This is a genomic window from Sphingopyxis sp. J-6 (assembly GCF_046603995.1).
Lineage (GTDB): Bacteria > Pseudomonadota > Alphaproteobacteria > Sphingomonadales > Sphingomonadaceae > Sphingopyxis.
This window is the reverse complement of the sequence record NZ_CP145810.1, coordinates 1,825,066-1,849,663: the sequence shown is the minus strand read 5'-3', so window position 1 is coordinate 1,849,663 and position 24,598 is coordinate 1,825,066. Positions and strand designations below refer to the sequence as shown.

General features: G+C 65.5%; 25 protein-coding genes. 14 read left to right on the top strand and 11 right to left on the bottom strand.

Going from position 1 to position 24,598, the window contains the following annotated elements; translation table 11 throughout:
- Positions 1-30: 30 nt before the first annotated feature.
- From V6U71_RS08855 to plsY, 3 genes are all read right to left on the bottom strand, one after another.
- Positions 31-1,644, bottom strand: a complete 1,614-nt coding sequence (locus tag V6U71_RS08855; protein WP_411341895.1) for a VWA domain-containing protein — start codon at positions 1,642-1,644, stop codon at positions 31-33.
- 114 nt (positions 1,645-1,758) lie between these two features.
- Entirely contained in the window at positions 1,759-2,859 is a 1,101-nt protein-coding gene (dprA, locus tag V6U71_RS08850; RefSeq protein WP_411341894.1) for a DNA-processing protein DprA, read from the bottom strand.
- A complete protein-coding gene (gene plsY / locus V6U71_RS08845; protein ID WP_411341893.1) occupies positions 2,856-3,464 on the bottom strand; it encodes a glycerol-3-phosphate 1-O-acyltransferase PlsY in 609 nt (202 codons plus the stop codon). Before plsY ends, dprA begins: the two co-directional genes overlap by 4 nt.
- 133 nt (positions 3,465-3,597) lie before the next feature.
- On the opposite strand from plsY, the gene murI reads away from it, so the two are divergent.
- Positions 3,598-4,404 carry a glutamate racemase gene (murI, locus tag V6U71_RS08840; RefSeq protein WP_411341892.1) on the top strand — a complete coding sequence of 269 codons (807 nt, stop codon included), beginning with the start codon at positions 3,598-3,600 and terminating at the stop codon, positions 4,402-4,404.
- Here the strand turns inward: murI and V6U71_RS08835 are convergent.
- Positions 4,401-4,925, bottom strand: coding sequence for a hypothetical protein (locus tag V6U71_RS08835; RefSeq protein WP_411341891.1), 525 nt, complete (start codon positions 4,923-4,925; stop codon positions 4,401-4,403). The two genes, murI and V6U71_RS08835, sit on opposite strands and share 4 nt — an antisense overlap.
- A gap of 200 nt (positions 4,926-5,125) precedes the next feature.
- On the opposite strand from V6U71_RS08835, the gene hemA reads away from it, so the two are divergent.
- From hemA to V6U71_RS08820, 3 genes are read left to right on the top strand one after another with little or no spacing between them, the layout of a single operon-like run.
- Positions 5,126-6,340 (top strand): 5-aminolevulinate synthase, encoded by a 1,215-nt coding sequence (hemA, locus tag V6U71_RS08830; protein WP_411341890.1) that lies wholly within the window; start codon positions 5,126-5,128, stop codon positions 6,338-6,340.
- Entirely contained in the window at positions 6,337-7,026 is a 690-nt protein-coding gene (locus V6U71_RS08825) for a nitroreductase (RefSeq protein WP_411341889.1), read from the top strand. The genes hemA and V6U71_RS08825 overlap by 4 nt, the downstream gene beginning before the upstream one ends.
- Before the next feature lie 13 nt (positions 7,027-7,039).
- Positions 7,040-7,207: a hypothetical protein gene (locus V6U71_RS08820; protein WP_411341888.1), complete on the top strand. Its 168-nt coding sequence runs from the start codon at positions 7,040-7,042 to the stop codon at positions 7,205-7,207.
- Here the strand turns inward: V6U71_RS08820 and V6U71_RS08815 are convergent.
- The 5 genes from V6U71_RS08815 to V6U71_RS08795 form a co-directional block, all read right to left on the bottom strand.
- Positions 7,204-7,803 carry a GNAT family N-acetyltransferase gene (locus V6U71_RS08815; RefSeq protein WP_411341887.1) on the bottom strand — a complete coding sequence of 200 codons (600 nt, stop codon included), beginning with the start codon at positions 7,801-7,803 and terminating at the stop codon, positions 7,204-7,206. The genes V6U71_RS08820 and V6U71_RS08815 overlap by 4 nt on opposite strands.
- Positions 7,804-7,839: 36 nt before the next feature.
- Entirely contained in the window at positions 7,840-8,487 is a 648-nt protein-coding gene (locus tag V6U71_RS08810; RefSeq protein WP_411341886.1) for a class I SAM-dependent methyltransferase, read from the bottom strand.
- A 2-nt stretch (positions 8,488-8,489) separates the two neighbouring features.
- Positions 8,490-9,710, bottom strand: coding sequence for a DUF3419 family protein (locus tag V6U71_RS08805; protein WP_411341885.1), 1,221 nt, complete (start codon positions 9,708-9,710; stop codon positions 8,490-8,492).
- 122 nt (positions 9,711-9,832) lie between these two features.
- Complete coding sequence (locus V6U71_RS08800) at positions 9,833-10,288, bottom strand: hypothetical protein (protein WP_411341884.1); 456 nt, start codon at positions 10,286-10,288, stop codon at positions 9,833-9,835.
- A gap of 49 nt (positions 10,289-10,337) precedes the next feature.
- Positions 10,338-11,327 carry a threonine ammonia-lyase gene (locus tag V6U71_RS08795; RefSeq protein ID WP_411341883.1) on the bottom strand — a complete coding sequence of 330 codons (990 nt, stop codon included), beginning with the start codon at positions 11,325-11,327 and terminating at the stop codon, positions 10,338-10,340.
- 65 nt (positions 11,328-11,392) lie between these two features.
- Here V6U71_RS08795 and V6U71_RS08790 point away from each other — a divergent pair, with 65 nt between their 5' ends.
- From V6U71_RS08790 to V6U71_RS08770, 5 genes are all read left to right on the top strand, one after another.
- Positions 11,393-12,601, top strand: coding sequence for a saccharopine dehydrogenase family protein (locus V6U71_RS08790; protein ID WP_411341882.1), 1,209 nt, complete (start codon positions 11,393-11,395; stop codon positions 12,599-12,601).
- Positions 12,602-12,603: 2 nt separating this feature from the next.
- Positions 12,604-13,695 carry an alpha/beta fold hydrolase gene (locus tag V6U71_RS08785; protein WP_411341881.1) on the top strand — a complete coding sequence of 364 codons (1,092 nt, stop codon included), beginning with the start codon at positions 12,604-12,606 and terminating at the stop codon, positions 13,693-13,695.
- On the top strand, positions 13,692-14,042 hold the full coding sequence (locus V6U71_RS08780) for a DMT family protein (RefSeq protein ID WP_411341880.1): 351 nt from the start codon (positions 13,692-13,694) through the stop codon (positions 14,040-14,042). The genes V6U71_RS08785 and V6U71_RS08780 overlap by 4 nt, the downstream gene beginning before the upstream one ends.
- A gap of 40 nt (positions 14,043-14,082) precedes the next feature.
- Positions 14,083-15,084 carry a N(4)-(beta-N-acetylglucosaminyl)-L-asparaginase gene (locus V6U71_RS08775; RefSeq protein WP_411341879.1) on the top strand — a complete coding sequence of 334 codons (1,002 nt, stop codon included), beginning with the start codon at positions 14,083-14,085 and terminating at the stop codon, positions 15,082-15,084.
- 81 nt (positions 15,085-15,165) lie between these two features.
- Positions 15,166-16,353, top strand: a complete 1,188-nt coding sequence (locus V6U71_RS08770; RefSeq protein ID WP_411341878.1) for a carboxynorspermidine decarboxylase — start codon at positions 15,166-15,168, stop codon at positions 16,351-16,353.
- Between the two features lie 3 nt (positions 16,354-16,356).
- Here the strand turns inward: V6U71_RS08770 and V6U71_RS08765 are convergent, their stop codons facing one another.
- Positions 16,357-18,051, bottom strand: coding sequence for an FAD-dependent oxidoreductase (locus tag V6U71_RS08765; protein ID WP_411341877.1), 1,695 nt, complete (start codon positions 18,049-18,051; stop codon positions 16,357-16,359).
- A 296-nt stretch (positions 18,052-18,347) separates the two neighbouring features.
- On the opposite strand from V6U71_RS08765, the gene V6U71_RS08760 reads away from it, so the two are divergent.
- From V6U71_RS08760 to V6U71_RS08740, 5 genes are all read left to right on the top strand, one after another.
- The gene (locus V6U71_RS08760) at positions 18,348-19,541 is read left to right on the top strand and encodes a type III PLP-dependent enzyme (RefSeq protein ID WP_411341876.1); all 1,194 of its coding nucleotides are present in this window, start codon (positions 18,348-18,350) and stop codon (positions 19,539-19,541) included.
- A 357-nt stretch (positions 19,542-19,898) separates the two neighbouring features.
- A complete protein-coding gene (locus V6U71_RS08755; RefSeq protein WP_411341875.1) occupies positions 19,899-21,224 on the top strand; it encodes an MFS transporter in 1,326 nt (441 codons plus the stop codon).
- Positions 21,225-21,294: 70 nt separating this feature from the next.
- Positions 21,295-22,455 (top strand): CaiB/BaiF CoA transferase family protein, encoded by a 1,161-nt coding sequence (locus V6U71_RS08750; RefSeq protein WP_411341874.1) that lies wholly within the window; start codon positions 21,295-21,297, stop codon positions 22,453-22,455.
- A gap of 66 nt (positions 22,456-22,521) precedes the next feature.
- Positions 22,522-22,953, top strand: coding sequence for an MAPEG family protein (locus tag V6U71_RS08745; RefSeq protein WP_411341873.1), 432 nt, complete (start codon positions 22,522-22,524; stop codon positions 22,951-22,953).
- Positions 22,954-22,964: 11 nt separating this feature from the next.
- Entirely contained in the window at positions 22,965-23,399 is a 435-nt protein-coding gene (locus tag V6U71_RS08740) for an MAPEG family protein (protein WP_411341872.1), read from the top strand.
- On the opposite strand, the gene V6U71_RS08735 is transcribed toward V6U71_RS08740, so the two are convergent.
- A complete protein-coding gene (locus V6U71_RS08735; protein WP_411341871.1) occupies positions 23,396-24,598 on the bottom strand; it encodes a class I SAM-dependent RNA methyltransferase in 1,203 nt (400 codons plus the stop codon). The two genes, V6U71_RS08740 and V6U71_RS08735, sit on opposite strands and share 4 nt — an antisense overlap.

Sequence of the window (24,598 nt, the reverse complement as noted above, 5' to 3'; positions counted from 1 at the left end):
ATCGGTCAGATGCGGGGGCAAGTCAACACGCTACTGGTTCTGCCATTTGAAATCGGCGGGCAGGATGCATTTGCCGGCATCGTAATTGCCGACGCTGCGGATGATTTCCTGATCGGCGGGCTCGATCCGGCGGCCGCTGATCTGGCTGTCGATCACCCGCCGGACGAGGGCGTCGAGCCGGGTGACGAGGTAACAGTCGATCGCCGGCGGCGCGTGCGGATTGCCGACGCCGCTGTCGTCGGTCAGGAACAGGTACCGCGACTGCGTGGCTGCCGCCATCGCGCGCATTGCATATTCGGCCTTGTCGGCAACGCCTGAGGCGGCCACCGGCGTGATGTGGATGCGCTTGGCACGCGCGGCTTCGGCCGCCGCCCATGTCCGGGCGAACTTGTCGTCGTGCGGCGGCGCATCGGCGACGAGCAGCAGCGATTTCACCGCATCGGGCCGCCACGACTGGCCGACCGCGCGGATCAGCGCCTGATCCATCGCTTCGGGATAATCGCCCCCGCCGCTCGCATATTGCTGCGCAAGCTGGCCCTGCACGCGGCCGATGTCGCTGTCGAAGGCGATCGTCCGCGTCACATATTCGTCGCCGAGATCGCGATAGAAGACAAAGCCGATCCGGATATCGAGATCGCGGTGCTTCGCGGTGATGGCGCCGATGATCGAGCGCAGTTCGGCCTGCAGGTAACTGATTTCGTCGCCCATGCTCCCCGTGGTGTCGACGACGAGCATCAGATCGAGCTTGCTGACCTTCGCCGCCGCCTGGTTCGCGGTCAGCCCGACGGTCTGGCCGCCGGGCGCGTCGGCGACGAGCACCGGCCGCGCGTCGGCAATGGTCCGGCCCGCCTTGCGCGCGGTGACCGTGATCCGTTCGCTCAGCCGGTCGAGGCCGGGGAAAAAGACCGCGCTCCCGTCGGCCTGTGTCGCCATGGTGATGCTGTTGCCGTCCGAACAGGTCACGACGACGTCGGCGAAGGGGATCGGCTGGCCGCTGCGGTCGTTCACCTTCACCGTGACGACGCGCATCGTGTCGACGCGGGGCAGCACCCGGATTTCCTGACCCAGGCTGGTCCGGTTCACATAGGCTGCATAAAGTTCGGGGTTGAGCAAGTCGTCATGCTCGCCCGCGGTCAATATGCCCGATTGCGGCTGCGGTTGCGGACGCGGGCGCGGGCGCGGCGGGTATGGCGGCAATATTGTCGGGCTGGTCCGGGCATAGTCGCTCGATGAGCCGGGAGGAGGTGGCGCCGGCGGCGCGCTCTCTACCGGTGCCGACATGTCGGCGGCGCCGCGCTCGGCGCTCGACCCGGTAACCACCACCGCCTCGGCGCTTTCGTCCGAACGCGCCTCGGGTGCATAAACCGGGGACGGCGGCGGAGGTGGCGGCGGGGGCGGCGGTGGCGGGGGCGACGCCATCGGCATGGCTTCGCCCCGCGAAACGCGGCCTCCCTTGGTCTTGTAGCCCGTGTTCGATTGCTGCTGCGGCCGGGCTTCGGGGTCGAGACGCGGCAAGGGATCGGCAGTACGGCAAAAGCCCTGCTGGCCGCCCGGCTGCGCATGGGCAACCGCCAACGGCAACGGCGCCGGGGCCGATGCGAGGACGGCGAACATCGTAACCCCGGTCAGATATCGGCTACGCATCATCAATCTCCCCTCATGTGATACAATATCATCAGCCTGTCGCTCGGCCGCTGAACCGTGGCTGAACCGGGACGAATCGTTGTATTGCCAAGGGTTAGGACGCTGTGCCGACCGTCACACCAGCGAAACCCGCGCGCCCGCATGCCGTTCGATCCGGCCCGCGAGCTCGAGTTCGAGGAGGACGAGCTGGACCGTCGTCGCGGCCTGGCCCGATTGCCGGACCAGCTCGTCGATAGCGACCGGCGTCGGTCCGAGCAGCGCGGCGACATCGCGCCGGTCGCCCTCGCCCGCATCGATCGCGGCAGCCGAAAGGGCGCCAGCGGCTAGGGCAAAAGGCCGGACCGGTTCGCGGACCATGCGCGTATCGATCGGCCCGACCGCCTCGATCACGTCGTCGACATTCTGGATCAGCGTCGCGCCTTCACGGATCAGCAGGTTGCAACCCTGCGCGCGCGGATCCAGCGGCGAGCCGGGCACCGCCATCACCTCGCGCCCGTAATCGCCGGCGCGGCGCGCGGTGATCAGCGATCCCGAACGGGGCGCCGCCTCGATCACCACCGTACCATGCGCCATGCCGGCGATGATCCGGTTGCGCGACGGGAAATGGCGCGCGAGCGGTTCGGTCCCCGGCGGCTGTTCGGCGACGAGCAACTGGTCGCTCGCAATTTTTTCCTGCAACGCCGCATTTTCAGGCGGGAAAGCGATATCGATCCCGCTCGCGATGACGCCAGCCGTCGATCCGCCGAGCGCACCGATATGCGCCGCGGTGTCGACCCCGCGCGCAAGGCCGCTGACGACCGTGACGCCCCGCGCGGCGAGGTCCACCGCAAGCTGGCGCGCGAAGCGGCACGCCGCCGCCGAGGCATTGCGCGCGCCGACGATCGCGACACAAGGGCGGCGCAGCATCGCGGCATCGCCGCGCACGATGACGACCGGCGGCGCGCCCTCGACCTCGCGCAGCAACGGCGAATAATCGTCCTCGTCACTGAAGATATGACGCGCGCCAAGCGCCGCGACACGATCGATTTCACGCAGCACGGCATCGGCGGGCGCGATACGAGGCCTTCCCGCACCACCCCGCAGCACGAGATCGGGAAGCGCATCGAGCGCCGCCTCACCCGAGCCGAAACGCTGCATGAGCTGGTGCCAGCTTACCGGTCCGACATGCGGCGTGCGGATCAACCGCAGCCGCGCCAGCCGTTCGGCTGGGATCACGCGGCGCTGTCCTGTTTCTTCGACCCGACCCGCGGCTCGGTCCCCGCCCGCAGCCGTGCGATATTTTCGCGATGCCGCCACAACACGATCACCGCGAGACCGGCGAGGCCGAGGGCATAGGGCGGATAGCCGAACGCCAGCGCCGCGACGGGTGCCGACACCGCACCCGCCATGCCGCCGAGCGACGAGATGCGGAGCAGCAGCACGGTACCGAGCCAGACAATCGCAAAGACCAGCCCGATCGGCCAGGCGAGCGCAAAGGACAGGCCGAGCAAGGTCGCGACACCCTTGCCGCCGCGAAACTTCAGCCACACCGGATAGCAATGGCCGATCATCGCCGCCGCCCCGGCGAGCATCGCGCCCGGTTCAGCCAGATCGGGCAGGAAATGCCGCGCCAGCAGCACCGCGACCGCGCCCTTGGCGCCATCGAGGATCAGCGTCGCCGCCGCCAGCCCCTTGCGCCCGGTCCGCAGCACATTGGTCGCGCCAATGTTGCCCGATCCGATCTGCCTGAGGTCGCCCGCGCCGAACAGCCGGGTCAGGATGACGCCAAAGGGGATCGAACCGAGCAGATAGCCAAGCGCGATCAGCAAAAATATCGTCATGACACTCCCCGCTCCATCGGCGCCACTGTGGCGATGTTGGACGGTGCAATCAACGATTCGAGATCGGTCGCTGTCAAAATGGACCAGCATCACGGCAATTGAGCCCCGCCCCGCCCCCTGCTAACGCCGCCCGATGTCATCCCCGCCTCGCGACGCGCCCATCCTCTTCTTCGACAGCGGCCTCGGCGGGCTCACCGTGCTGGGGCCGACACATGCGCTGCTGCCGACCGCGCCGATCGTCTACGCCGCCGACTATGCCGGATTGCCTTATGGCCAGAAAAGCGAGGCCGAACTGGCGGCGCGCGTGCCCGCGCTGCTCGGCCGGCTTGTCGAACGCTACCAGCCGCGGCTCGCGGTGATCGCGTGCAACACCGCGTCGACGATCGCGCTCGCCCACGTCCGCGCCGCGCTCGACCTGCCCATCGTCGGCACCGTGCCCGCAATCAAGCCCGCCGCCGAACTGACGCAAAGCGGCGTCATCGGCGTGCTCGGCACCGAAGCGACCGTCCGCCAGCCCTATGTCGACGATCTGAGCGCGAAATTCGCCGGCGGAAAAACGGTGCTGCGCCATGGCAGTCCCGGGCTCGTCACCGGCGCCGAGGCAAAATTGCGCGGCGATCCGGTCGATCCCGCCGTTATCGCCCGCGCGATCTCGGGGCTGCGCGACCAGCCGGGCGGCGACGCGATGGACGTGATCGTGCTTGCCTGTACCCATTTCCCCCTGCTCGAAGACGAACTGCAGGCAGCCACCGGTCCCGGCGTCCGGCTGATCGACGGCGCCGCCGGTATCGCGCGCCGGATCGCCCATCTGACCGACGGGCAGGACTGGCCGGCGACGGCGACGCCCGGCCTCGCGGTCTTCACCCGCAGCGACGACCGGCCGCCGCCGCCATTGGCGGTGCTGGCGCCCTATGGCATCGGCAGGATCGAGACGATCTAGCCGTCGTCGCCCTGCGCGCAGGACGCCATCCAGGCGCGGTCCTCGGCCTCAGGCCCTTCGCCATCCCGACCCGAGGTTTTGGGCATGGCGGCGCGCGCCGCTGCCGGCGTGCAATGCGCCGCTTCACCCTTTTTTCCGGCTAGCAGACGCCCCTCGCACAGCGACAATTGCCCGTCCGATGCGCCCCAGCCGACCTTGGCAGCGTCGGCGGGTGCCTGTCCGGCGCAATAGGTGTCGGTTTCCGACCCCGGATCGCCGCAGATGCGGTCGATCTCGACCACATTGCCCCGCGCGGTGCCGACGAAGCGCTGGACGTAATAGCGGTTGGTCGCAAAGTCGCTCTGCACCCCGCAGACACGCGTCCCCTGCTGCGCAAGCGCCGTGTAGGCGCAGATCGAGGAACCCTGCCAGCTTTTGCAGCTCATCCATAACCCCTCGAACGGCGGCTTCGCGGGCTTCGACGCCGAAGCCCCGCTTGCCGACACCGCCACCGACAGGATCAAGACCTTCACTATCCGCATATCCGCGACCTCCTTCGACATGCCTTCTTCAGGCCCTGCCATAACCATATCGCGGCGGACCCGCGGTGCGCACGATCACTCTGATCGAGCGAGTGAATTGCGAATCGTTCGCACTGGATTTCCGCCTGATTCGACGTTATTGGCCCGCCTGTTAATAGCCGTCGGCGGGGGACGGCAACCAGCTGACAAGCGGGGCTGTAGTGAACTATAACGATATTTTCGCCCGGGCGATCGACCGACTGCACGAAGAAGGGCGCTACCGCGTCTTCATCGACATCCTGCGTAACAAGGGCGCCTTTCCGAACGCCCGCTGTTTTGCCGGCCACAACGGCCCCAAGCCGATCACCGTCTGGTGCTCGAACGACTATCTCGCGATGGGCCAGCACCCGAAGGTCGTCGCCGCGATGGAAGAGGCGCTGCACGATGTCGGCGCCGGTTCGGGCGGCACCCGCAACATCGGCGGCAACACCCATTATCATATCGATCTCGAGGCCGAACTCGCCGACCTGCACGGCAAGGAGGGCGCGCTGCTCTTCACCTCGGGCTATATCTCGAACGAAGCGACGCTCGGCACGCTCGGCAAGCTGCTGCCGAACTGCATCATCTATTCGGACGAACTCAACCACGCCTCGATGATCGCCGGCATCCGCAACTCGGGCTGCGAAAAGCGTGTCTGGCGCCACAACGACCTCGCCCATCTCGAAGAGCTGATGGCGCAGGACGATCCCGAAGCGGCGAAGCTGATCGCATTCGAGAGCGTCTATTCGATGGACGGCGATGTCGCGCCGATCCACGCGATCTGCGACCTCGCCGAAAAATATAACGCGCTGACCTATTGCGACGAAGTCCATGCCGTCGGCATGTACGGCCCGCGCGGCGGCGGCATTACCGACCGGGACGAAGCAGCGCACCGCGTCACGATCATCGAGGGCACGCTGGGCAAGGCGTTCGGCGTGATGGGCGGCTATATCGCCGCCGACAAGAATATCATCGACGTCATCCGCTCCTATGCGCCGGGCTTCATCTTCACGACCAGCCTGTCGCCGGTGCTCGTCGCCGGGGTGCTCGCCAGCGTCCGCCATCTCAAGGCATCGAGCGTCGAGCGCGAGGCACAGCAGGAGGCCGCCGCTTATCTCAAGCAGAGCTTCCGCGACGCCGGCCTGCCGGTCATGGATTCGACGACGCATATCGTCCCGCTGATGGTCGGCGATCCGGTGCGCGCGAAGAAGATCAGCGACATCCTGCTCGCCGAATATGGCGTCTATGTGCAGCCGATCAATTTCCCGACCGTGCCGCGCGGCACCGAACGCCTGCGCTTCACGCCCGGCCCGGCGCACGACGAGGCGATGATGCGCGAACTGACGCAGGCGCTCGTCGAAATCTGGGACCGGCTGGAACTGCGCAAGGCGGCGTGACGACCTCACCCGGTTTTGACGAGGTCGTGAAGGGACGCCGCTCCATCCGCGGCTTCCTCGACAAGCCTGTTCCGAAAGCGCTGATCGCCGAGGTGATCGAGGTCGCGATGCGCGCGCCCTCCTCGTTCAACAACCAGTGCTGGAATTTCGCGGTCGTCACCGGCGCCCCGCTCGACGCAATCCGCAAGGGCAATACCGACGGGATTCTCGCGGGCATTCCGGACAGCCGCGAATTTCGCCGCTTCGACGGCATCGCCGACGACCACCGCGCCCGCCAGATCGAGATCGCCAAGCAATTGTTCGGCGCGATGGGCATCGCGCGCGAGGACAAGGACGCGCGGCAGGACTGGGTGCTGCGCGGTTTTCGTCAGTTCGACGCGCCGGTCAGCGTCGTCGTCACCTACGACCGTGTGCTGCTGGGCAGCGATATCGCTCCGTTCGATTGCGGCGCGGTGACCAACGCGCTCGTCAACGCCGCCTGGTCGCGCGGGCTCGGCTGCGTCATCAACAGCCAGGGCATTATGCAAAGCCCGGTGGTGCGCGAACATGCCGGCATCGCCGACGATCAGGTTATCATGATCTGCGTCGCGATGGGCTGGCCTGCAGAGGATTTCCCGGCGAACGCCGTCGTATCGAACCGCAAGCGCGTCGACGAGGCGGTACGCTTCGTCGGGTTCGACGACTGACGGCGCAAGGCCCATGGGCGAAATCCTGTCGGCTGCTTTTGGAGCTATTGCCGACTTTTTCATGATTGGAGCGGTCGATCGGGGATTGCAAAAGCACCGCTGGCTGCAAATCGGATGCTTGGCTCTATTCGCAGTCGTACTGGGCCTGGTCGCGGGCTGCCTGATTCGATCGCTGATCTAGGCTTCACGCGCCGACCGCATCATTCCCCAGAAATGGGGTCCGCCGCCCGGTACATCCCATTCGACCTGCGTAACAAAGCCCAGCCGTTCGTACAGCGGCACATTTTCCGCCGTCGCGGTTTCCAGCCAGCAAGGCAGTCCCTCCCGGTCCGCCGTCGCTGTCTGCGTGCGAATAATCCGCCCGCCATGTCCCTTGCCCTGATGTTCAGGGCGCACGCCGACATAGTGAAGGTACCAGAAACGCCCCGTCGGGCGATGGGCGTCGATCCCGCCCTGCACTTTCAGGCCGCGCGGCAGCGCGGTGCCAAAGGTCGCGACAAGCGGGATGACGGTGCGCAAAAACTCGATCATCCCGCCATGCGCCTGCCCGGGCGCACGCCATAGCGCCGCGGCCTCGTCGCCCGCCGAGCGGAGGACGGCGCCCGCACGAAAGTCGGCGGGCACAAGCACATGGAAAAGCCCGCGAAGCGCGCGTGCACGGTGCTCGGGATCAGGCAGGATCCACGACAGCGCCGGATCGGTCTGGAAAGCGAACGCCAGCGTCGCCTTGACACCGTCAAGCTGCGCTGCCGTTGCCCGTTCGATTGCCTCGCCCATCCGCCGCTCCCCCGTTTACGGAAGCATAGCAGCAAATCAGCCGCGCGCGAGACCGCCGCGGATCGCATAGCCCCGCGCCATGCTGCGGCAATGACCGGCCATCCCGGTTTCGCGGGCGAGCCCCGCGATGACGCGCCCCAGATCGGCGCGCGGAACGACGTGGAAATGGGCGAGCCACCCGAAGAAGGCGCGCTTCCACAATGTCGGCAGCCGGTCCTGCTGGCCGAAATCGACAATCTCTATCCGCCCGCCCGGTGCGAGATACCGTGCCGCATGCGCGAGCGCCGTGGCCCAGTCGGGAATCATCGACAGCGCATAGCTGATGAAGATGCGGTCGAAGGTCTCACGGCCGAACAGGACGGCAGGGTCGAAATCGCGCGCATCGCCTTCCGCCAGCATGGCGCGCCCGTCCAGCCCCGCTTTCGTCATCGCGGCGCGCGCCGTGTCCAGCATCGCGGCCGAGATATCGATGCCGAACAACTGCGCCTCCGGCCAGGCGCGGCCCGCGAGCACGAGATTACGGCCGGTGCCGCAACCGATTTCGAGCACCGCGCCGCCCGGCGGCGGCGCGAGGCCCGCAATCATCTCGTCGCGGCCGAGAAGGAAATATTTTCGCGTGAAATCATAGAAATGCCGCTGGTAGCGATAGATGCCGTCCATCAATTTCCCATGCGCGTCACTCATCGTCATGCAGCCTTCAGAACATAGAGATGCACGCCGCCATAGATGGCCGAACGATCGCGGCGGGTATAGTCCCGTGATGCCTCGTCGCGATATTTCCAGCGGTCGAGCAGCGCCTCTGGCAAGCGCCCCGGCAGCAAGCTCGGTTCGGCTGCCGTCCGGAACAGCACACGAGCGCCTGGCCGCGCAGTGCGGGTAACCTCGGTCCACAATGCGGTCAGCTGCACGTCGTTCATCCAGTCCTGTGCGTCGAGAAACACATAACGATCGAAACTCGCTGCGTCGGCCGCCGCGAGCATGTCGGTCATATTCGCATGCAGCATCGTCACCCGCGCAGCGCGATCCCTGACCACTGCGTGGTTTTCCGCCTGCAAATAGGGCGGCAACGATGCCTTGGCGTCCCTGCCGTAACGCCGTCCGAACGCCTGCCAGGCAAAATAATTCTCTTCGAGCGGAAAGTCGCAGGCGAGCTTTTCCAATCGGGCGCGCAAAACGTCCGCCATCGGACGGCCGCCCGCAAGCGCGTCATATTGCGCCGGCGGGATACCAAGTCCGAAGAGCGACGAGCGCTGGTCGGTGATCCAGCGGATAAACTTGCGGTCGAAAAACGGCGCGAACTTCGCATCGAAGATCGCGCGTTGCTCCTCGATCGTCGTCGCCTCGAGAAACTGCCGCGGATCGACACGATGCAGCCGCGCGACAAGGTGCGCGAGCCCGATAAACCCGCCCAGCAGCCCGCGCTTGTGGAGCCCGTGCGCGAAACCGTCGATCCGCCGACGCCCGCGAAGGTCGCGGCCTTCCCAATAGCGACGGGTCGTATCGTCGAGATACCCGCGCACGAACGCCTTATAGTCTGCGATATTGGCGTCGTTGTCCGCCTCCGCAAAAAACCGCCGGAAATGGTCGTAGGTAGGAAGGCGCTGGATGGCGACGCGTTTGAGGTGATTCAGCGCGACATGTGCCGTGTTGAGATCGACCGCGACAATCTCGGCCGGATCGGCGGTGAGATAGGAAAACACATTGCAGCCGCCGCTCGCGATCGTTGCGATCCGGTTGCCCGGTTCGATCGCCAGCGCCTCAAGGTCGACGACGGGGTCTTCCCATATCTGGGCATAGACCAGCCCCTTGAACGCGAAAGCAAAGGCGCGGTCGAGCAAGCGCTGTTTCTGTTCGACGCCTTCCCGAACGACCGCTGTGGCGATCTTGCGATTGGGCCGACTGGCCATGGTAAGGTCTCCCGGAGCAAGGTGGATCCGGAGCCGCCCATGACAGACGTTCATGCGTTTTCGGCGTCGTTTCGATGACAAACCGGCGACAGGGCTGAAAAACCCCGCCGCCGATGCAGCCGTCAGTCGCGGCAGTATCCCTCGCCTTCCTTGACGATCAGGCATTCCTTTTTGCCGGCCAGATATTTGAGGCCGGTTTCGTCTCCATTGCCGCGGCGCAGGCTCAATTCTTCGGTGCCGCGCTTGAACTTGATGCCATGCTCGCTGTCGTTGCCGTCATAGGTGCCCTTGGTGTCGAGATCCGACTGCATCTCCAGCTTGTACTTGCCCGGCTCGCCGGTGGTGATGGTGACATACATCCCCTCGACGCCGGTCCATTTGCCCGCCCAGCTTGCGAAACGATGCGGTGCCGTCGCCGGGTCAGCAGCGGGATCGGTGGCGTCGGCGGCACCCTCGGGCGGCGTGGTCTCGACCGGAACCTCGGTGGTAGTAGTATCGGCCGGCGCGGGCGCCTCGGCCTTTTCGCAGCCGCTCAGCAGCACGAGCGCCGCCGCGCCGATCAAAAAGCTCTTTTGCATCTTGCTTCTCCTTCCCCGTCCAAACGCACGCATCGGGATAAGTATCCGCCTATCCCGCCAATATCTCCGCATAATGCCTGGGGTCGACATTGCCGCCCGACAGGGTGATCAATGTCGCATCGCCCAATTCGACCTTGCCTGCGAGCACAGCGGCGAGCGCCGCCGCGCCGCCGGGCTCGACGACAAGATGCAACTTCTCGAATGCCACGCGCATCGCATGGCGCACTTCCTCGCGCGTCACGACGACGCCGCGGACGCCGCGCGCCTGCAACACCGCGAAGTTGATCGGCCAGGTCTGCGGCGTCTGGAGAGCGTCGCACTCGGTAGGATATGACAGGTCCTCGACCGACAATATCTCGCCGGCTTCGAGACTGCGCTTCACATCATCCCAGCCTTCGGGCTCGACCGCGACGAGTTCGGTTTCGGGTAAGGCGAGAGCCAGCCCCGCCGAGAGTCCGCCGCCGCCGCAGCAGGCGATCACCTTGTCGGGGCCGTCGATCCCGCGTTCCTGCATCTGCGCGCGCGCTTCGATCCCCGCCGTCCCCTGCCCCTCGATGATCCACGGGTCGCCATAGGCATGGACGAGCGTGCCGCCGCGCTCTTCGAGCAGTTTCGCCGCCACGGCGTCGCGCGATTCGGTCACGCGGTCGTAGAGCACGACCTCCGCCCCTAGTGCGCGCGTCGCGGCCAGCTTCATCTGCGGCGCATTGCTCGGCATCACGATCGTCGCCGCGATGCCGAGCCGCTTCGCCGCCCAGGCGACGCCCTGCGCATGGTTACCGCTCGAGACGCCGACCACCCCGGCGGCAGCCTGTTCGGGCGTGAGATCGGTCAACCGGTGCCAGGCGCCGCGAATCTTGAACGCCCCGACGGGCTGCAGGCATTCGGCCTTGCACCAGATCGTCCGGCCGTCGACGTCAAGCGGCAGGAGCGGCGTTTGCGGGAGGAGTGCAGCGACTTTCGCCGCTGCGCGTTCGACACCCGCGAGCGACGGCGCGCGTGCCGGGTCGAGCAAGGGATCGGGGCTTTGCTGTGTCATGGCTTCGTCCTATAGGCCGCGGCATAGATGACAAGCGGCATAGGTAGCCGACAGGAGGTTTTCACATGAGCAAGGTTCTGGTGATCGGCGCAGGCGGCGTCGGATCGGTCGCGGTGCACAAGATGGCGATGAACCCCGACATCTTTCCCGACATCACGCTCGCCAGCCGTCGCAAGTTCAAGTGCGACGCGATCGCCGAGTCGGTCAAGGAACGCACCGGCGTCACGATCAAGACCGCCGAAGTCGACGCCGACCATATCGACGCGACGGCGGCGCTGATCCGCTCGATCGGCGCGACGCATGTCGTGAACCTAGCGTTGCCCTATCAGGATCTCACGATCATGGAGGCGTGCCTGTCGACCGGTGCGCACTATCTCGACACGGCGAACTACGAACCGCGCGACGAAGCAAAGTTCGAGTACCACTGGCAGTGGGCTTATCAGGACCGCTTCAAGGACGCCGGGCTGATGGCGCTGCTCGGTTCGGGTTTCGACCCCGGGGTGACGAGCGTCTTCACCACCTGGCTCAAGAAGCATCATTTCGACCGCATCGACACGCTCGACATCCTCGATTGCAACGGCGGCGACCATGGCCAGCATTTCGCGACCAACTTCAATCCCGAGATCAACATCCGCGAAGTCACCGCGGTCGCGCGCCACTGGGAAAATGGCGACTGGGTCGAAACCCCGCCGATGTCGGTGAAGCAGCAGTTCGACTTCGAGGCCGTCGGCCCGAAGAACATGTACCTCATGTATCATGAGGAAATCGAAAGCCTGAAGACGCACCTGCCCGAAATCCGGCGGATCCGCTTCTGGATGACCTTCGGCGATGCCTATATCCAGCATCTTACCGTGCTGCAGAATGTCGGCATGACGCGCATCGATCCGGTGATCTACGAAGGCCGCGAGATCATCCCGCTGCAATTCCTGAAAGCGGTGCTGCCCGAACCGTCGAGCCTCGGCGAGACGACCAAGGGCAAGACCAACATCGGCGTCATCGCGACCGGCCTCGGCAAGGACGGCAAGGAAAAGACGCTCTACCTCTATAATATCTGCGACCACGAAGATGCCTTTGCCGAAACGGGCAATCAGGCGGTGAGCTATACGACCGGCGTTCCCGCGATGATCGGCGCCGCGATGATGGTCACCGGAACCTGGTCGGGCGACGGCGTGTTCAACATGGAACAGATGGATCCCGATCCCTTCATGGACATGCTGAACAAGCACGGCCTGCCCTGGCAGGTGAAGGAACTCGACGCGCCGCTGGCGTTCTGACGATGCGCAAACTGCTGGGCCTCATTGCCGCCGCGGCCACTCTGGTCGCGGCGCCCGCAATCGCGCAACCCGAAGACGCCTACGCCCCGGCACGTGCGATCGTCGCCGACATCGGCAAGATCGTGACGCCGAACGGGGTGCAGGAAACCTTCGAGGCCACGCTCGGCGGTGCCCGGCAGGTCGTCAATGTGCGCGGCGCCGACAAGGACAATCCGCTGCTGATCTTCGTCCACGGCGGTCCGGGCGCGGTCGAGATGCCGTTTGCGTGGGCGTTCCAGCGACCTTGGGAGGATGTCTTCACCGTCGTTCAGTACGACCAGCGCGGCGCCGGGCGTTCCTATCCGCTCAATGATCCCGTCACGCTGGCTCCGACGATGACGCCCGACCGTTACCGCGACGACGCCATCGAGCTGATCGAGTTGCTCAAAAAGCGCTATAACAAGCGCAAGGTCGTGCTGATGGGACATAGCTGGGGCTCGATCGTCGGCCTGTCGGTCGCCGTAAAGCGCCCAGACCTCCTTTATGCCTATGTCGGGGTCGGTCAGGGTATCGATTTTCGCGACGGTGAAAAGGCCGGCATGGCGTGGACACGCGCCAAGGCGCTGGCAGCGGGTAACAACGAGGCGGTGCAGGCCATCGACGCGCTCGCTCCCTATCCGCAAGGCGAGTTCACCATCGCCAAGGCCGACGGCTGGCGCAAATATGCGATCCCCTACGGCTCGCTCATCTACAACAAGCCCGACCTCAAATATTATTTCCAGACCCCGCGCCTGTCGCCCGAATATGGCCCGGCAGACATACAGGCTTGGGGCAAGGGCAGCGAATTTTCGGTGACGACATTGTGGCCGCGGCTCGCCGACGTCAGCTTCAAACCGGTGCGCAAGATGGACGTGCCGCTGGTCTTCCTGCTCGGCCGCCACGATTATACCGTGCCGTCGCCGGTCGCGGCGGAGTGGTTCGGCAAGGTGCAGGCGCCGTCGAAGACGCTCGTCTGGCTGGAACATTCGGCGCATATGCCGATGGTCGAGGAACCCGGAATCTTCTTCGCCGCGCTGCTCCGCGACGTCCTGCCGCTCGCAAAGGACAAGCCATGACGCCCTATCTTGCCCCCATCGGGCTGCTCGTCATCTCCAACATCTTCATGACCTTTGCCTGGTACGGCCATCTCGGCGACGTTTCGCGTCCGATGTGGCTGGCGATCCTGATCGCGTGGGGCATCGCCTTTTTCGAATATTGCCTCGCAGTCCCCGCGAACCGGATCGGTCATAGCGTCTATTCGACCGCCGAGCTGAAAACGATGCAGGAAGTGATCACCCTGCTGGTGTTCGCGGGTTTCGCCGTCTTCTGGCTCGGCGAGAAACTGACGATCAACCATCTCGTCGGCTTTCTGCTGATCGCCGGCGGCGCCTTCTTCATCTTCAAGGGACCGATTGCCGCCTGATCCGCAGGGCGCTAGCCTCGCTCCAGCAGGAGGACGGGCGATGACGGACAAGCGGATGATCTCGCGGCGTGCATTCGGCACCGCCGCGGTCGGACTGGCGGCGCTGGGGACCAGCGGGGCGACGGCAAAACCGGCCAAGCCGGAAGCCATCGCGACGGGCAAGTCCTTCATCATGACGACGTGGGACTTCGGGCCCGGCGCGAACGCCATTGGCTGGCCGATGCTCGCGGCGGGCGCCTCGGCGCTCGACGTCGTCGAGGCGGCGATCAACCATGTCGAGCTGCTCGGCGACTATTGGGTCGGCGCGGGCGGTGTTCCCAACGAGGTCGGCGAGACGACGCTCGATGCGATGATCATGTGGGGCCCGACGCACGACGCCGGCGCGGTCGGCTGCCTCAAGCGGGTCAAGCGCGCCATTTCCGTGGCGCGAAAGGTGATGGAAGAAACCCAGCACAGCCTGATCGTCGGCGACGACGCAACGCGCTTCGCCGCACGCATGGGCTTCACCGAGACATCGCTGACCAGCGTCGTATCGCAGAAGGCGTGGGACAAATGGGCGGCAAAGGGCGAAAAGACCAACGCTTTCGCTCCCGAGCCGATCGGCAAGAATCCAAAGCTCGCCGGTCACGACACCGTCGGCTGCATCGCGCTCGATGCGGCGGGCAATCTTTGCGTCGGCTGTTCAACCAACGGGCGCGAGTTCAAGATTCCGGGGCGCGTCGGCGATTCGCCGATCATCGGCGCCGGGGCCTATTGCGATCAGGCGGTCGGCGCGGCGGTTGCAACGGGTAACGGCGACGTGATGATGCGTTTTCTTCCGACCTATCACGCCGTCGAACTGATGCGCGGCGGGATGGAACCGCAGGCGGCGGCCGAAGCCGCGATCCGGCGGATCGAGGACGCAGGTTATGAAATAGACGGCGGCATCGCGGTGATGCGCCGCGACGGCGCGCATGGCGGCGCCAAGACCGGCTGGAAGGACGAACCGTTCAGCTATTCGGTCCAGACCGCGGCCGGGAATGTAAAAGTGCCCGTCGCTTGAAAACGGCGCCCCGTCTCCACATTTAGCGACCGCGGAACCGACCCGCTTTCATCGCGAACCAAAAAACTCTAGAGGCGCCCCATGGAAACCAGAGCCGGCGATCCCGGGGCGTTTGCCCGCTTCGACCTTACCCGCGTCCCCTCGCCCGCTTTCGTCGTCGACGCGGCGAAGATACGCGCGAACCTCGCCGTGCTGCGCCACATCGGCGACGCCTCCGGCGCCCGCGTGCTCGCGGCGCTCAAGGCCTTTTCGATGTGGTCGCTCGGCCCGACCGTCGCGACATATCTCGACGGCGTCTGCGCGTCGGGGCTCTACGAAGCAAAGCTCGGGCGCGAGGAATATGGCGGTGCGCAGGGCGACAAGGAGGTCGCGACCTATTGTGCCGGTTACAAGGAAGCCGATCTTCCCGAAATCGCGCGGCTGTCGGATCATCTGATCTTCAATTCGCCCGGCCAGATCGCCCGCTTCCGTCCGCTGCTCGACGATCTTCGCGCGGCGGGCGAACGCTTCGACGTCGGGCTGCGCATCAATCCGATGCACAGCGAGGGCGAAGTCGCCAAATACGACCCTGCGGCGCCATGCAGCCGCCTCGGTTTCCCCGTCACGCAATTGCTCCCCGAACATCTGGAGGGCATCGACGGCATCCATATGCACAGCCTGTGCGAACAGGATTTCCCGCCGCTTCAGCGGACGTGGAACGCCGTGCAGCCGATGCTGCGCCCCTTCTTCGGCCGCCTCAAATGGATCAATTTCGGCGGCGGGCACCACGTCACCCGCGCCGATTACCAGACCGACGACCTCATCGCCTTTCTGAAGCAAGTGCGCGCCGCGACCGACTGCGACGTGATGATCGAACCCGGCGAGGCGATCGCGCTCGATGCCGGCATCCTTGTCGGCGAAGTGCTCGACCTCTTCGACAACGGCATGCCGATCGGCATCACTGACATTTCGGCGACCTGCCACATGCCCGATGTGATCGAAGCGCCCTATCGCCCCGCGATGCTGGACGAAGGCAGCGAGGGGATGGCGGCACGCCTCGGCGGCCCCTCGTGCCTCGCGGGCGACGTGATCGGCGATTACCGCTTGCCCGGCGGCGCGCGCGTCGGCCAGCGCTTCGCCTTCCTCGATCAGGCGCATTATTCGATGGTCAAGACCAACACTTTCAACGGCGTGCCGCTTCCGTCGATCTGGCTGTGGGACAGCGAGACCGACGAACTGAAGCTTGTCCGCGAATTCGGCTATGAGGATTTCAAGACGCGGCTGGGGTGAACCTTACCCATCGGTGACAGGACTCACCTCCGCCAGTGCCTGATGGATGTCGCTGACCACCACCGACCCCTCGCCCACCGACGACGCGACGCGCTTGACCGATCCCTTGCGCACGTCGCCGACGGCGTAGATGCGCGGCCAGCTCGTCTCGTAACGGCTCGGCATCCGGTCGAGCGACCAGCCCGCCTTGACCAGTTCCATCGGCGCGATGTCGGCGCCGGTCTTCACGAACCCGCGCTCGTCGCAGACCATTTCGCGCGGCAGCCAGCCGGTGTTTGGGCTGGCGCCGAGGAAGAGGAACAGGAAGCGGCAGTCGCAATGGCCCTCGGCGCCGGTCTCGCGGCAACGATAGGTCAGGCCGGCCAATCCCTCCTCGCCGTGCAGCGCGGTGACATCGGTCGACGGGACGATCTCGATATTCGGATGCTCCTCAAGCCGCTTGACCAGATATTCCGACATGGTGTCGCGCAGGCTCGACCGGCGAAAGATGACATGGACCTTCTTCGCGACGCTCGCGAGATAGATGGCGCCCTGCCCCGCCGAATTGCCCGCACCGACAACGGTGACCTCGGCATTGCCGCAGAGCTGCGCTTCCATCGGCGTCGCGCCATAATAGATGCCGCGCCCCTCATAGGCCTCGATGCCGTCGATCGGCAGCCGCTGATATTGCGCCCCGCTGGCAACGACGACCGCGCGACTGCGCAGCTTGCGCCCGTCGGCGAGATGGAGGCAATAGGCGTCGCCGTCGCGCCCGATCGACGCCGCACGCACCGGCGCCACCAGCCGGGCACCGAATTTCTGCGCCTGCACCGTCGCGCGCCGCGCCAGCTCGTTGCCTGAAATGCCGGTCGGGAAGCCAAGGTAATTTTCGATCTTCGACGACGTCCCGGCCTGCCCGCCCGGCGCCAGTGCGTCGAGCGCGATGACCGTCAGCCCTTCCGATGCCGCATAGACGGCCGCCGCCAGCCCGCCGGGGCCGCTGCCGACGACGAGCACATCGGCGGTCGCCCCGTCGGGGAGCAGATCGAGCCCGAGCCCCGCGGCAAGCTGTTCGGGCGTCGGCTGGACCAGCACGTCGGCGGCGCCGAGAATGACCGCGGGCAGTTCGGCTTCGGTCAGCCCGCGTTCGGCCATCAGATGCGCCGCGACCGGCCCGTCGGCCGGATCGAACCAGCGATGCGCGACGCCATGCTTCATCAGCAGGTCGCGCAGCGCATAGACGCTGCGGTCCATCGCCGCACCGATCACGATCGTCACCGCGAACCCGCGCGTGTTGCTGAACTCGCGCCGCGCCGACAGGACGCGAACGAAGATGTCCGAATAATGGGAATTGCCCGCGATCAGGCGCTGGAAATCGGCATGGGCGATCCGCAGGATGTCGCCGTCGGCGCCCATTTCGACGCGCGACAGATGGCGCTGCCCGGTCAGCACCGACAGGTCGCCGGCGAACTGGCCCCGCTCCATCCAGCCGACACGCTTGCGCCCTTCGTCGGTCGACGCGAAGATGTCGGTATGGCCCGACAGGGTGACGATGCAGTCGGGCGCCATCGCGCCTTCCTCGACGAGCAGGTCGCCGGCGCGGCGCCATTCGATCGTGCCGAACGCTTTCAGCTCGTCGAGTTCGCTATCGGTGAAGGTGTGATTCACATCGGCGGGGGAGACCATGGCGAGTGTCCTTTCGAGCTTCTTTGGCGTCATTGCGAGCGGAGCGAAGCAATCTCCAGCCCTGTTTCACGATGATCACGGCTGGAGATTGCTTCGTCGCTTCGCTCCTCGCAATGACCATCTATGAGCTGAATCCGTCCGACGCTTGCCGCTTCGGCGCATGCCAGCCCCGGTTCGGCCCACTGTTACCGGCTTATTACAAAATTGCGCCAAAGGGTCTTTACAGGGGGGACCCCCCTGCATATATCGCCCTCCGCTGCCCCAGGGGGACTTCCAATAACCGCAAGGCAGCCTTGGATGTTTAACGTATTTTTTGGGGGTCCCTTGAGTTGCACCAGCATCATAGCGCCCACGGGCTGATTCAGGCACTTTCGCCGGTCGAACCTGTTACGCTTGTCCGCCCGCACGCCGCGGCGCGCGCAGCGCGTTTCTTCATCGAGCGATTTCCCGGCACGACCATGTATGCGGTCAAGGCGAATCCGTCGCCCGACCTCTTGCGCGTGCTGTGGGATTCGGGCGTCACCCATTATGACGTCGCCTCGATCGCCGAGGTGCGCCTCGTCGCGCGCACCCTGCCGAAGGCGACGCTCTGTTTCATGCATCCGGTAAAGGCCGAGGAAGCGATTTCCGAAGCCTATTGGAAGCATGGCGTACGCACCTTCTCGCTCGATACGATGGAAGAGCTGGAGAAGATCGTCCGCGCCACCGAAGGCGCGCAGGACCTTAACCTGCTCGTGCGCCTGCGCGTCTCGTCGGACCATTCGAAGCTCAGCCTCGCCGCCAAGTTCGGCGCCGAAGCCGACGAGGTCGCCGAACTGCTGATGGCGACGCGCCAGGCCAGCGACGCGCTCGGCATCTGCTTCCATGTCGGCAGCCAGGCGATGACCCCGCATGCCTATGCGCAGGCGATGGAACGCGTCCGCGCCGCGATCGTCGCGGCGTCGGTGACCGTCGACATTATCGATGTCGGGGGCGGCTTCCCGTCGAGCTATCCGGGCATGGAGCCGCCGCCGCTCGACGCCTATTTCGAGACGATCCACCGCAGCTTCGAAAGCCTGCCGATCAGCTATTCGGCCGAACTTTGGTGCGAACCGGGCCGCGCGCTGTCGGCCGAGTATAGCTCGCTCATCGTCCGCGTCGAAAAGCGCCGCGGCGACGAGCTGTACATCAACGACGGTGCCTATGGCGCGCTGTTCGACGCCGCGCATGTCGGCTGGCGCTTTCCGGTCAGCTTGCTTCGCGAAGGCAAGAGCGATGCGGAAATGACGGCGTTCAGCTTTTACGGTCCGACCTGCGACGACCTCGACCATATGGCCGGGCCTTTCTTCCTGCCCGACGATATCAAGGCCGGCGATTTCATCGAAATCGGCATGCTCGGCGCCTATGGCTGCGCGATGCGGACGAAGTTCAACGGTTTCGGGGCCGAGGAAATCCACGTCGTCAGCGACGAACCGATGGTGAGCCTCTACACCGGCGAAGCCGAACCCGAACGCCGCAGCGCGACGGTGACCAAGCTGTTCTGACCTTCAGGGTCAGCCACACGAATTGAGGGGCCGGCACAGCAATGTGACCGGCCCTTTCGCTTTCGAACCAAGGCGCTAGGGTCAGGATTCACCAATTGCGCGATCGAGGTTTGAAGCGATTTTGCGCAGGGCGAGGAGGCAAGGCGAAGGCATATGTCAATATTCCAAGACTTGCTGACGAAGCCATGGGCAAAATCGGTCAAATCCCGGAGGGACGTCGAAATGGCTTTGATCTTGGGCCCGCGCGGTCTTGCGGGTAGCGATGCTACCCGCTGCGCCCGCCCGAACCCGATATCTTCGCCATTTCGACGCCTCGATCGCGCAATTGGTGGATCCTGACCCTAGATTGCGCCGCCCATGCAGCCCTTCCACCATCTTCTCGTCAACAACCTCGTCGCCAACATCACCAACTTCACGGTGTGGTTCGCGCTGACCTTCTGGATTTTCCTCGAGAGCCAGTCGGTCTTCGCGACGGGGATGATCGCGGGCATCTATCTGGTGTTCACCTCGGCGCTCGGCATCTGGTTCGGCAGCCTCGTCGACCATCATCGCAAGCGGAGCATGATGCTGGTTTCGAGCCTCGCCTCGCTGGCGATCTATGCTTTCGCGCTCGCCGCCTATGCGCTCGATCCCGATATTCGCGCCGTCAGGCAGGACAGCGCGACGCTATGGCTGTTCATCCTGCTGACGATGTTCGGCGTCATCGTCGGCAATATCCGGATGATCGCGCTGCCGACGCTCGTCACCCTGCTCGTGCCCGAAGACCGGCGCGACAGGGCGAACGGGCTCGTCGGCGTGGTCAGCGGCATTGGTTTCCTGACCACCTCGGCGATCAGCGGCTTCCTTGTCGCGTGGGGCGGCATCGCCGCGACGTTGATGTTTGCCGTCGGCCTGTCGCTGCTCGCCGCGCTCCATCTGCTGTTCGTCCATATCGACGAGCCGCGCGATACCGGCGCGCATGACGCACCGCGGCAGGTCGACCTTGCCGGGACGTTTCGCCTCGTCCTCGGCATTTCGGGCCTGTTCGCGCTGATCCTCTTCACCGCGCTCAACAATCTGCTTGGCGGCGTGTTCATGGCGCTGATGGACGCCTATGGGTTGTCGCTGATGGCGGTCGAGCAATGGGGCCTGTTGTGGGCGGTGATGTCGTGCGCCTTCATCGTCAGCGGCGCGCTGATTTCACGGACCGGGCTTGGCGCCAATCCCGTGCGGACGCTGCTTTTGGTCTGCCTCGTCGAATGGATCGTCGCCGCCGTCTTCACCATCCAGTCGTCGATCCCGCTGCTCGCGATCGGCTGCTTCGTCTGGCTCTTCCTCGGCCCCTATGCCGAGGCCGCCGAGCAGACGGTGCTGCAAAAGGTCGTTCCCTACGAACGGCAGGGCCGCGTCTTCGGTTTCGCCCAGTCGGTCGAACAGGCTGCGTCGCCGCTGACCGCCTTCCTGATTGCGCCACTGACCCAGTTCGTCTTCATCCCGCTGATGACCGACGGCGCCGGGGCCGACGCGATCGGCGACTGGTACGGCCGCGGCCCCGAACGTGGGATCGCCGCGGTGTTCACGATCACCGGCGTGCTCGGCATCGTCGCGACGATCGCGGCGTTCCGGTCGAAATCCTACCGCCGGATTTCAGCCGCCTATGTCGCAGGAACCGGCGACGCCCGGCTGGCGGCGGCCGAGGCTTAGGCCCCTAAGCGATTTTTCTTGCGCCCACGTCCCGCTTTGCGAAAGTCGGCGGCGAAGGAGCGATCGCTGAATGACCATGCTCGAAGGCATCCGCATCATCGACCTGACGACGGTGATTTTTGGCCCTTATGCGACCCAGATGCTCGCCGATCTCGGCGCCGAGGTGATCAAGGTCGAAACCCCGGGCATCGGGGACGTGTCGCGCTATCTCGGCAGCGGCGCCTCCGACCCGACGATGGGGTCGGTCCACCTCACCGTCAACCGCGGAAAAAGGTCGATCGCGCTCGATCTCAAGCAGCCCGGGGACGCCGCCGTCCTCCGCGACCTGATCGCGACCGCCGACGTCTTCATCCACAATGTCCGCGGCAAGGCGATCGCAAGGCTCGGGTTCGACTATGCCGCGTGCAAGGCACTCAAGCCCGACATCATCTATATCCACGGCACGGGTTTCGGGCAGGACGGCCCCTATGCCGACCTGCAGGCCTATGACGATGTCATCCAGGCCGCGACCGGCACGACCAGCCTGCTGCCGCGTGTCGACGGCGATCCGCGGCCGCGCTACCTCCCCTCACTGATCGCCGACAAGGTCGCCGGACAGTTCGGCGCGCAGGCGATCCTCGCCGCGCTCGTCCACCGGCTCAGGACCGGCGAAGGACAGGCGGTCGAGGTGCCGATGTTCGAGTGCTTCGCTGCCTTCATGCTTACCGAGCACCTCCGCGACGCGGCGCTCGATCCCCCGATCGGGCCCGCCGGATATCCACGCCAGCTCGATCCGGCTCGCCAGCCCTTCCCGACCGCCGACGGCCATATCGCGGTCGTCCCCTATACGCCCGCCTCGACCGCGCGGTTGATGGGGCTGCTTGGAAGCGACGCGCTTCTCACCTCGCCGGACTTCGAGGCAGCCAAAATGTGCGGCCAGCATATGGCGCTCGTCTACGGCGAAATCGCGAGAAAAACGCCAGCCCGGACGACCGCCGAATGGCTCGAAATCTTTGCCGCGAACGACATTCCGGCCATCGCCGTGCGCGATCTCGAGGATATCAAGGATGATCCGCACCTTAAGGCGACCGGATTTTTCCGCCGCCGCGTCCACCCCGACGTCGGCGCGTTTCACGAGATGCGGCCGCCGGTCAGATATGGCGCCGCCGCGCCCCGCGAACCTGGTTTCGCCCCGCGCATCGACGGTGACGGTCCCGCGATCCGCGCCGAAGTCGCCGGCAAGCGGCCGTGACGTTCTGCGATTGCATCTCGCCGGGCACGGCCTAGCATCGCATCCGAACAACAGGGGGAGATGTCTATGTCCGCAAACCTGCTCGCACCGGGAGCCGTCCTGATCCTATGGACGCTCATCATGTTCCTGTGGGTTGCCACGACGCGCTTCCCGGCTCTCAAGAAAGCGGGGATCGACCTCAAGAAAACGCCGCCGGGCGGGCGCGGCGCCGATCTCGAAAAGATATTGCCGCCCGAGATCAACTGGAAATCGCATAATTATACGCATCTGCTCGAACAGCCGACGATCTTCTATGCCGTCATCCTGATCCTGCACGCCGTGGGCGGCTATCCAGCCTATGTCGTCTGGATTGCCTGGACCTATGTCGTGCTGCGCATCGTCCACAGCCTGTGGCAGGCGACGGTCAACCGCATTCCGGTGCGCTTCATGCTGTTCCTGCTGTCGACGCTGTGCCTGCTCGCACTGTCGCTGCTCGCGGTTATCGCCACTTTGGGTTGAGGGGGAGAAATATGGATAACAACGCAATATTGGGACCGGTCGCGACGCTCGCGCTCTGGTCGATGATCATGTGGGTGTGGATGTACGCGACGCGTATCCCCGCGATGCAGCGCGCCAAGATCGACGCCGCCAAGCTGGTCGGCGGCACCGGCAAGGGGCTCGACGACCTGCTGCCCGCCGAAGTGCAGTGGAAGGCGCATAATTACAACCATCTGATGGAACAGCCGACCGTCTTCTATGCCGTGGCGCTCGCGCTCGCGATCGGCGGCATGGGCGGCGGGCTCAACGCGCAGCTTGCCTGGGCCTATGTCGCGCTACGCATCGTCCACAGCCTCATCCAGGCGACCGTCAACCGCGTCATGTGGCGCTTCGGCATCTTCGCGCTGGCCAGCCTCGCGCTGATCGCGCTGTGCGTGCACGCCTTCATCGGCTTCGTGTTGCACTAACCTCGTGAAAAACGTGCGGCCAGTTCCACATGGGTCGACCAGCGGAACTGGCCAACCGGCTGTACCCAGTCGAGGCTATAGCCGCCCGCGATGAGAAGCTTCGCGTCGCGGGCGAAGCTGGCCGGATTGCAGCTGACATACGCGATAACCGGCGCCTCGGACGCGGCAAGCTGCTTGACTTGCTCCTCGGCCCCCGCGCGCGGCGGATCGAGAATTACCGCCCCGAACCGGTTCAGTTCGGCCGGCACCAGCGGCCGCCGGAACAGGTCGCGATGTTCGGTGGCGACGAGCGCCCGGGCGCGGTTTGCGGCGCCCGTCAGCGCCGCGATCGCATCGCGCGCTCCCTCGGCAGCATAGACTTTGCGTCCCGCCTGGACCGACAGCGCGAAGGTGCCGACCCCCGCGAACAGGTCGGCAACCGCACCGGCGTCGCCAATCGCACGCCGGACCGCATCGACCAGCGCTGCTTGCCCTGCCGTGGTTGCTTGCAAGAAGGCAAAGGGCGGCACCTCGACCGATATGTCGCCGAAGCGCACCGTCGGCGGTTCGGGCTGCCACAGCGTTTCGAGCCCGTCGCCCTGATCGATCGCCAGACGGGCAAGGCCATGCGCGCCGGCGAAATCCTGTATCGCCATCGCCGCGTCGAGCCCGTCGGCCTTCACCCCCTCGAGGATCAGTTCGACCCCCTGGTCGAGCATCTGGAGCTTGACCTTCACCGGGCGCCTTTGCGGCGCGATGACCGCCAGCAACTCGCGCACCGGCGCGACCAGCGCGAACAATTCGGGCAGGAGCAGCGGGCACATCCGCATGTCGACGATCTGGTTGCTCTGCGCCGCGTTGAAGCCGAGCGCGACCTGCTTGCCCGTCCGCAGCGCCGTGAGCGTAGCCCGGCGGCGGCTCTGCGGCGGCGACAAGTGCGCCGGCAGCACCTCGCCGCCCGCGACATCCTGTCCAGCCAGCGCGCCGGCGACCCGATCGCGCACGAATTCGGCGAGTGCGGGTTCGGCAACATGCTGGAGCTGGCAGCCGCCGCATTTGCCGAAATGCCGGCACGGGGGATCGGCGCGGTTAGGGCCGGGGATGATGATGCCGTCGTCGCGCACGCGGTCGCCGGGCACGCCGCCCATCACATGGCGCCCGTCGCCCGTCACGCCATCGCCGCGCGCGGCGATGCGCTCGATCAGCGCGCTGTCGGTCAT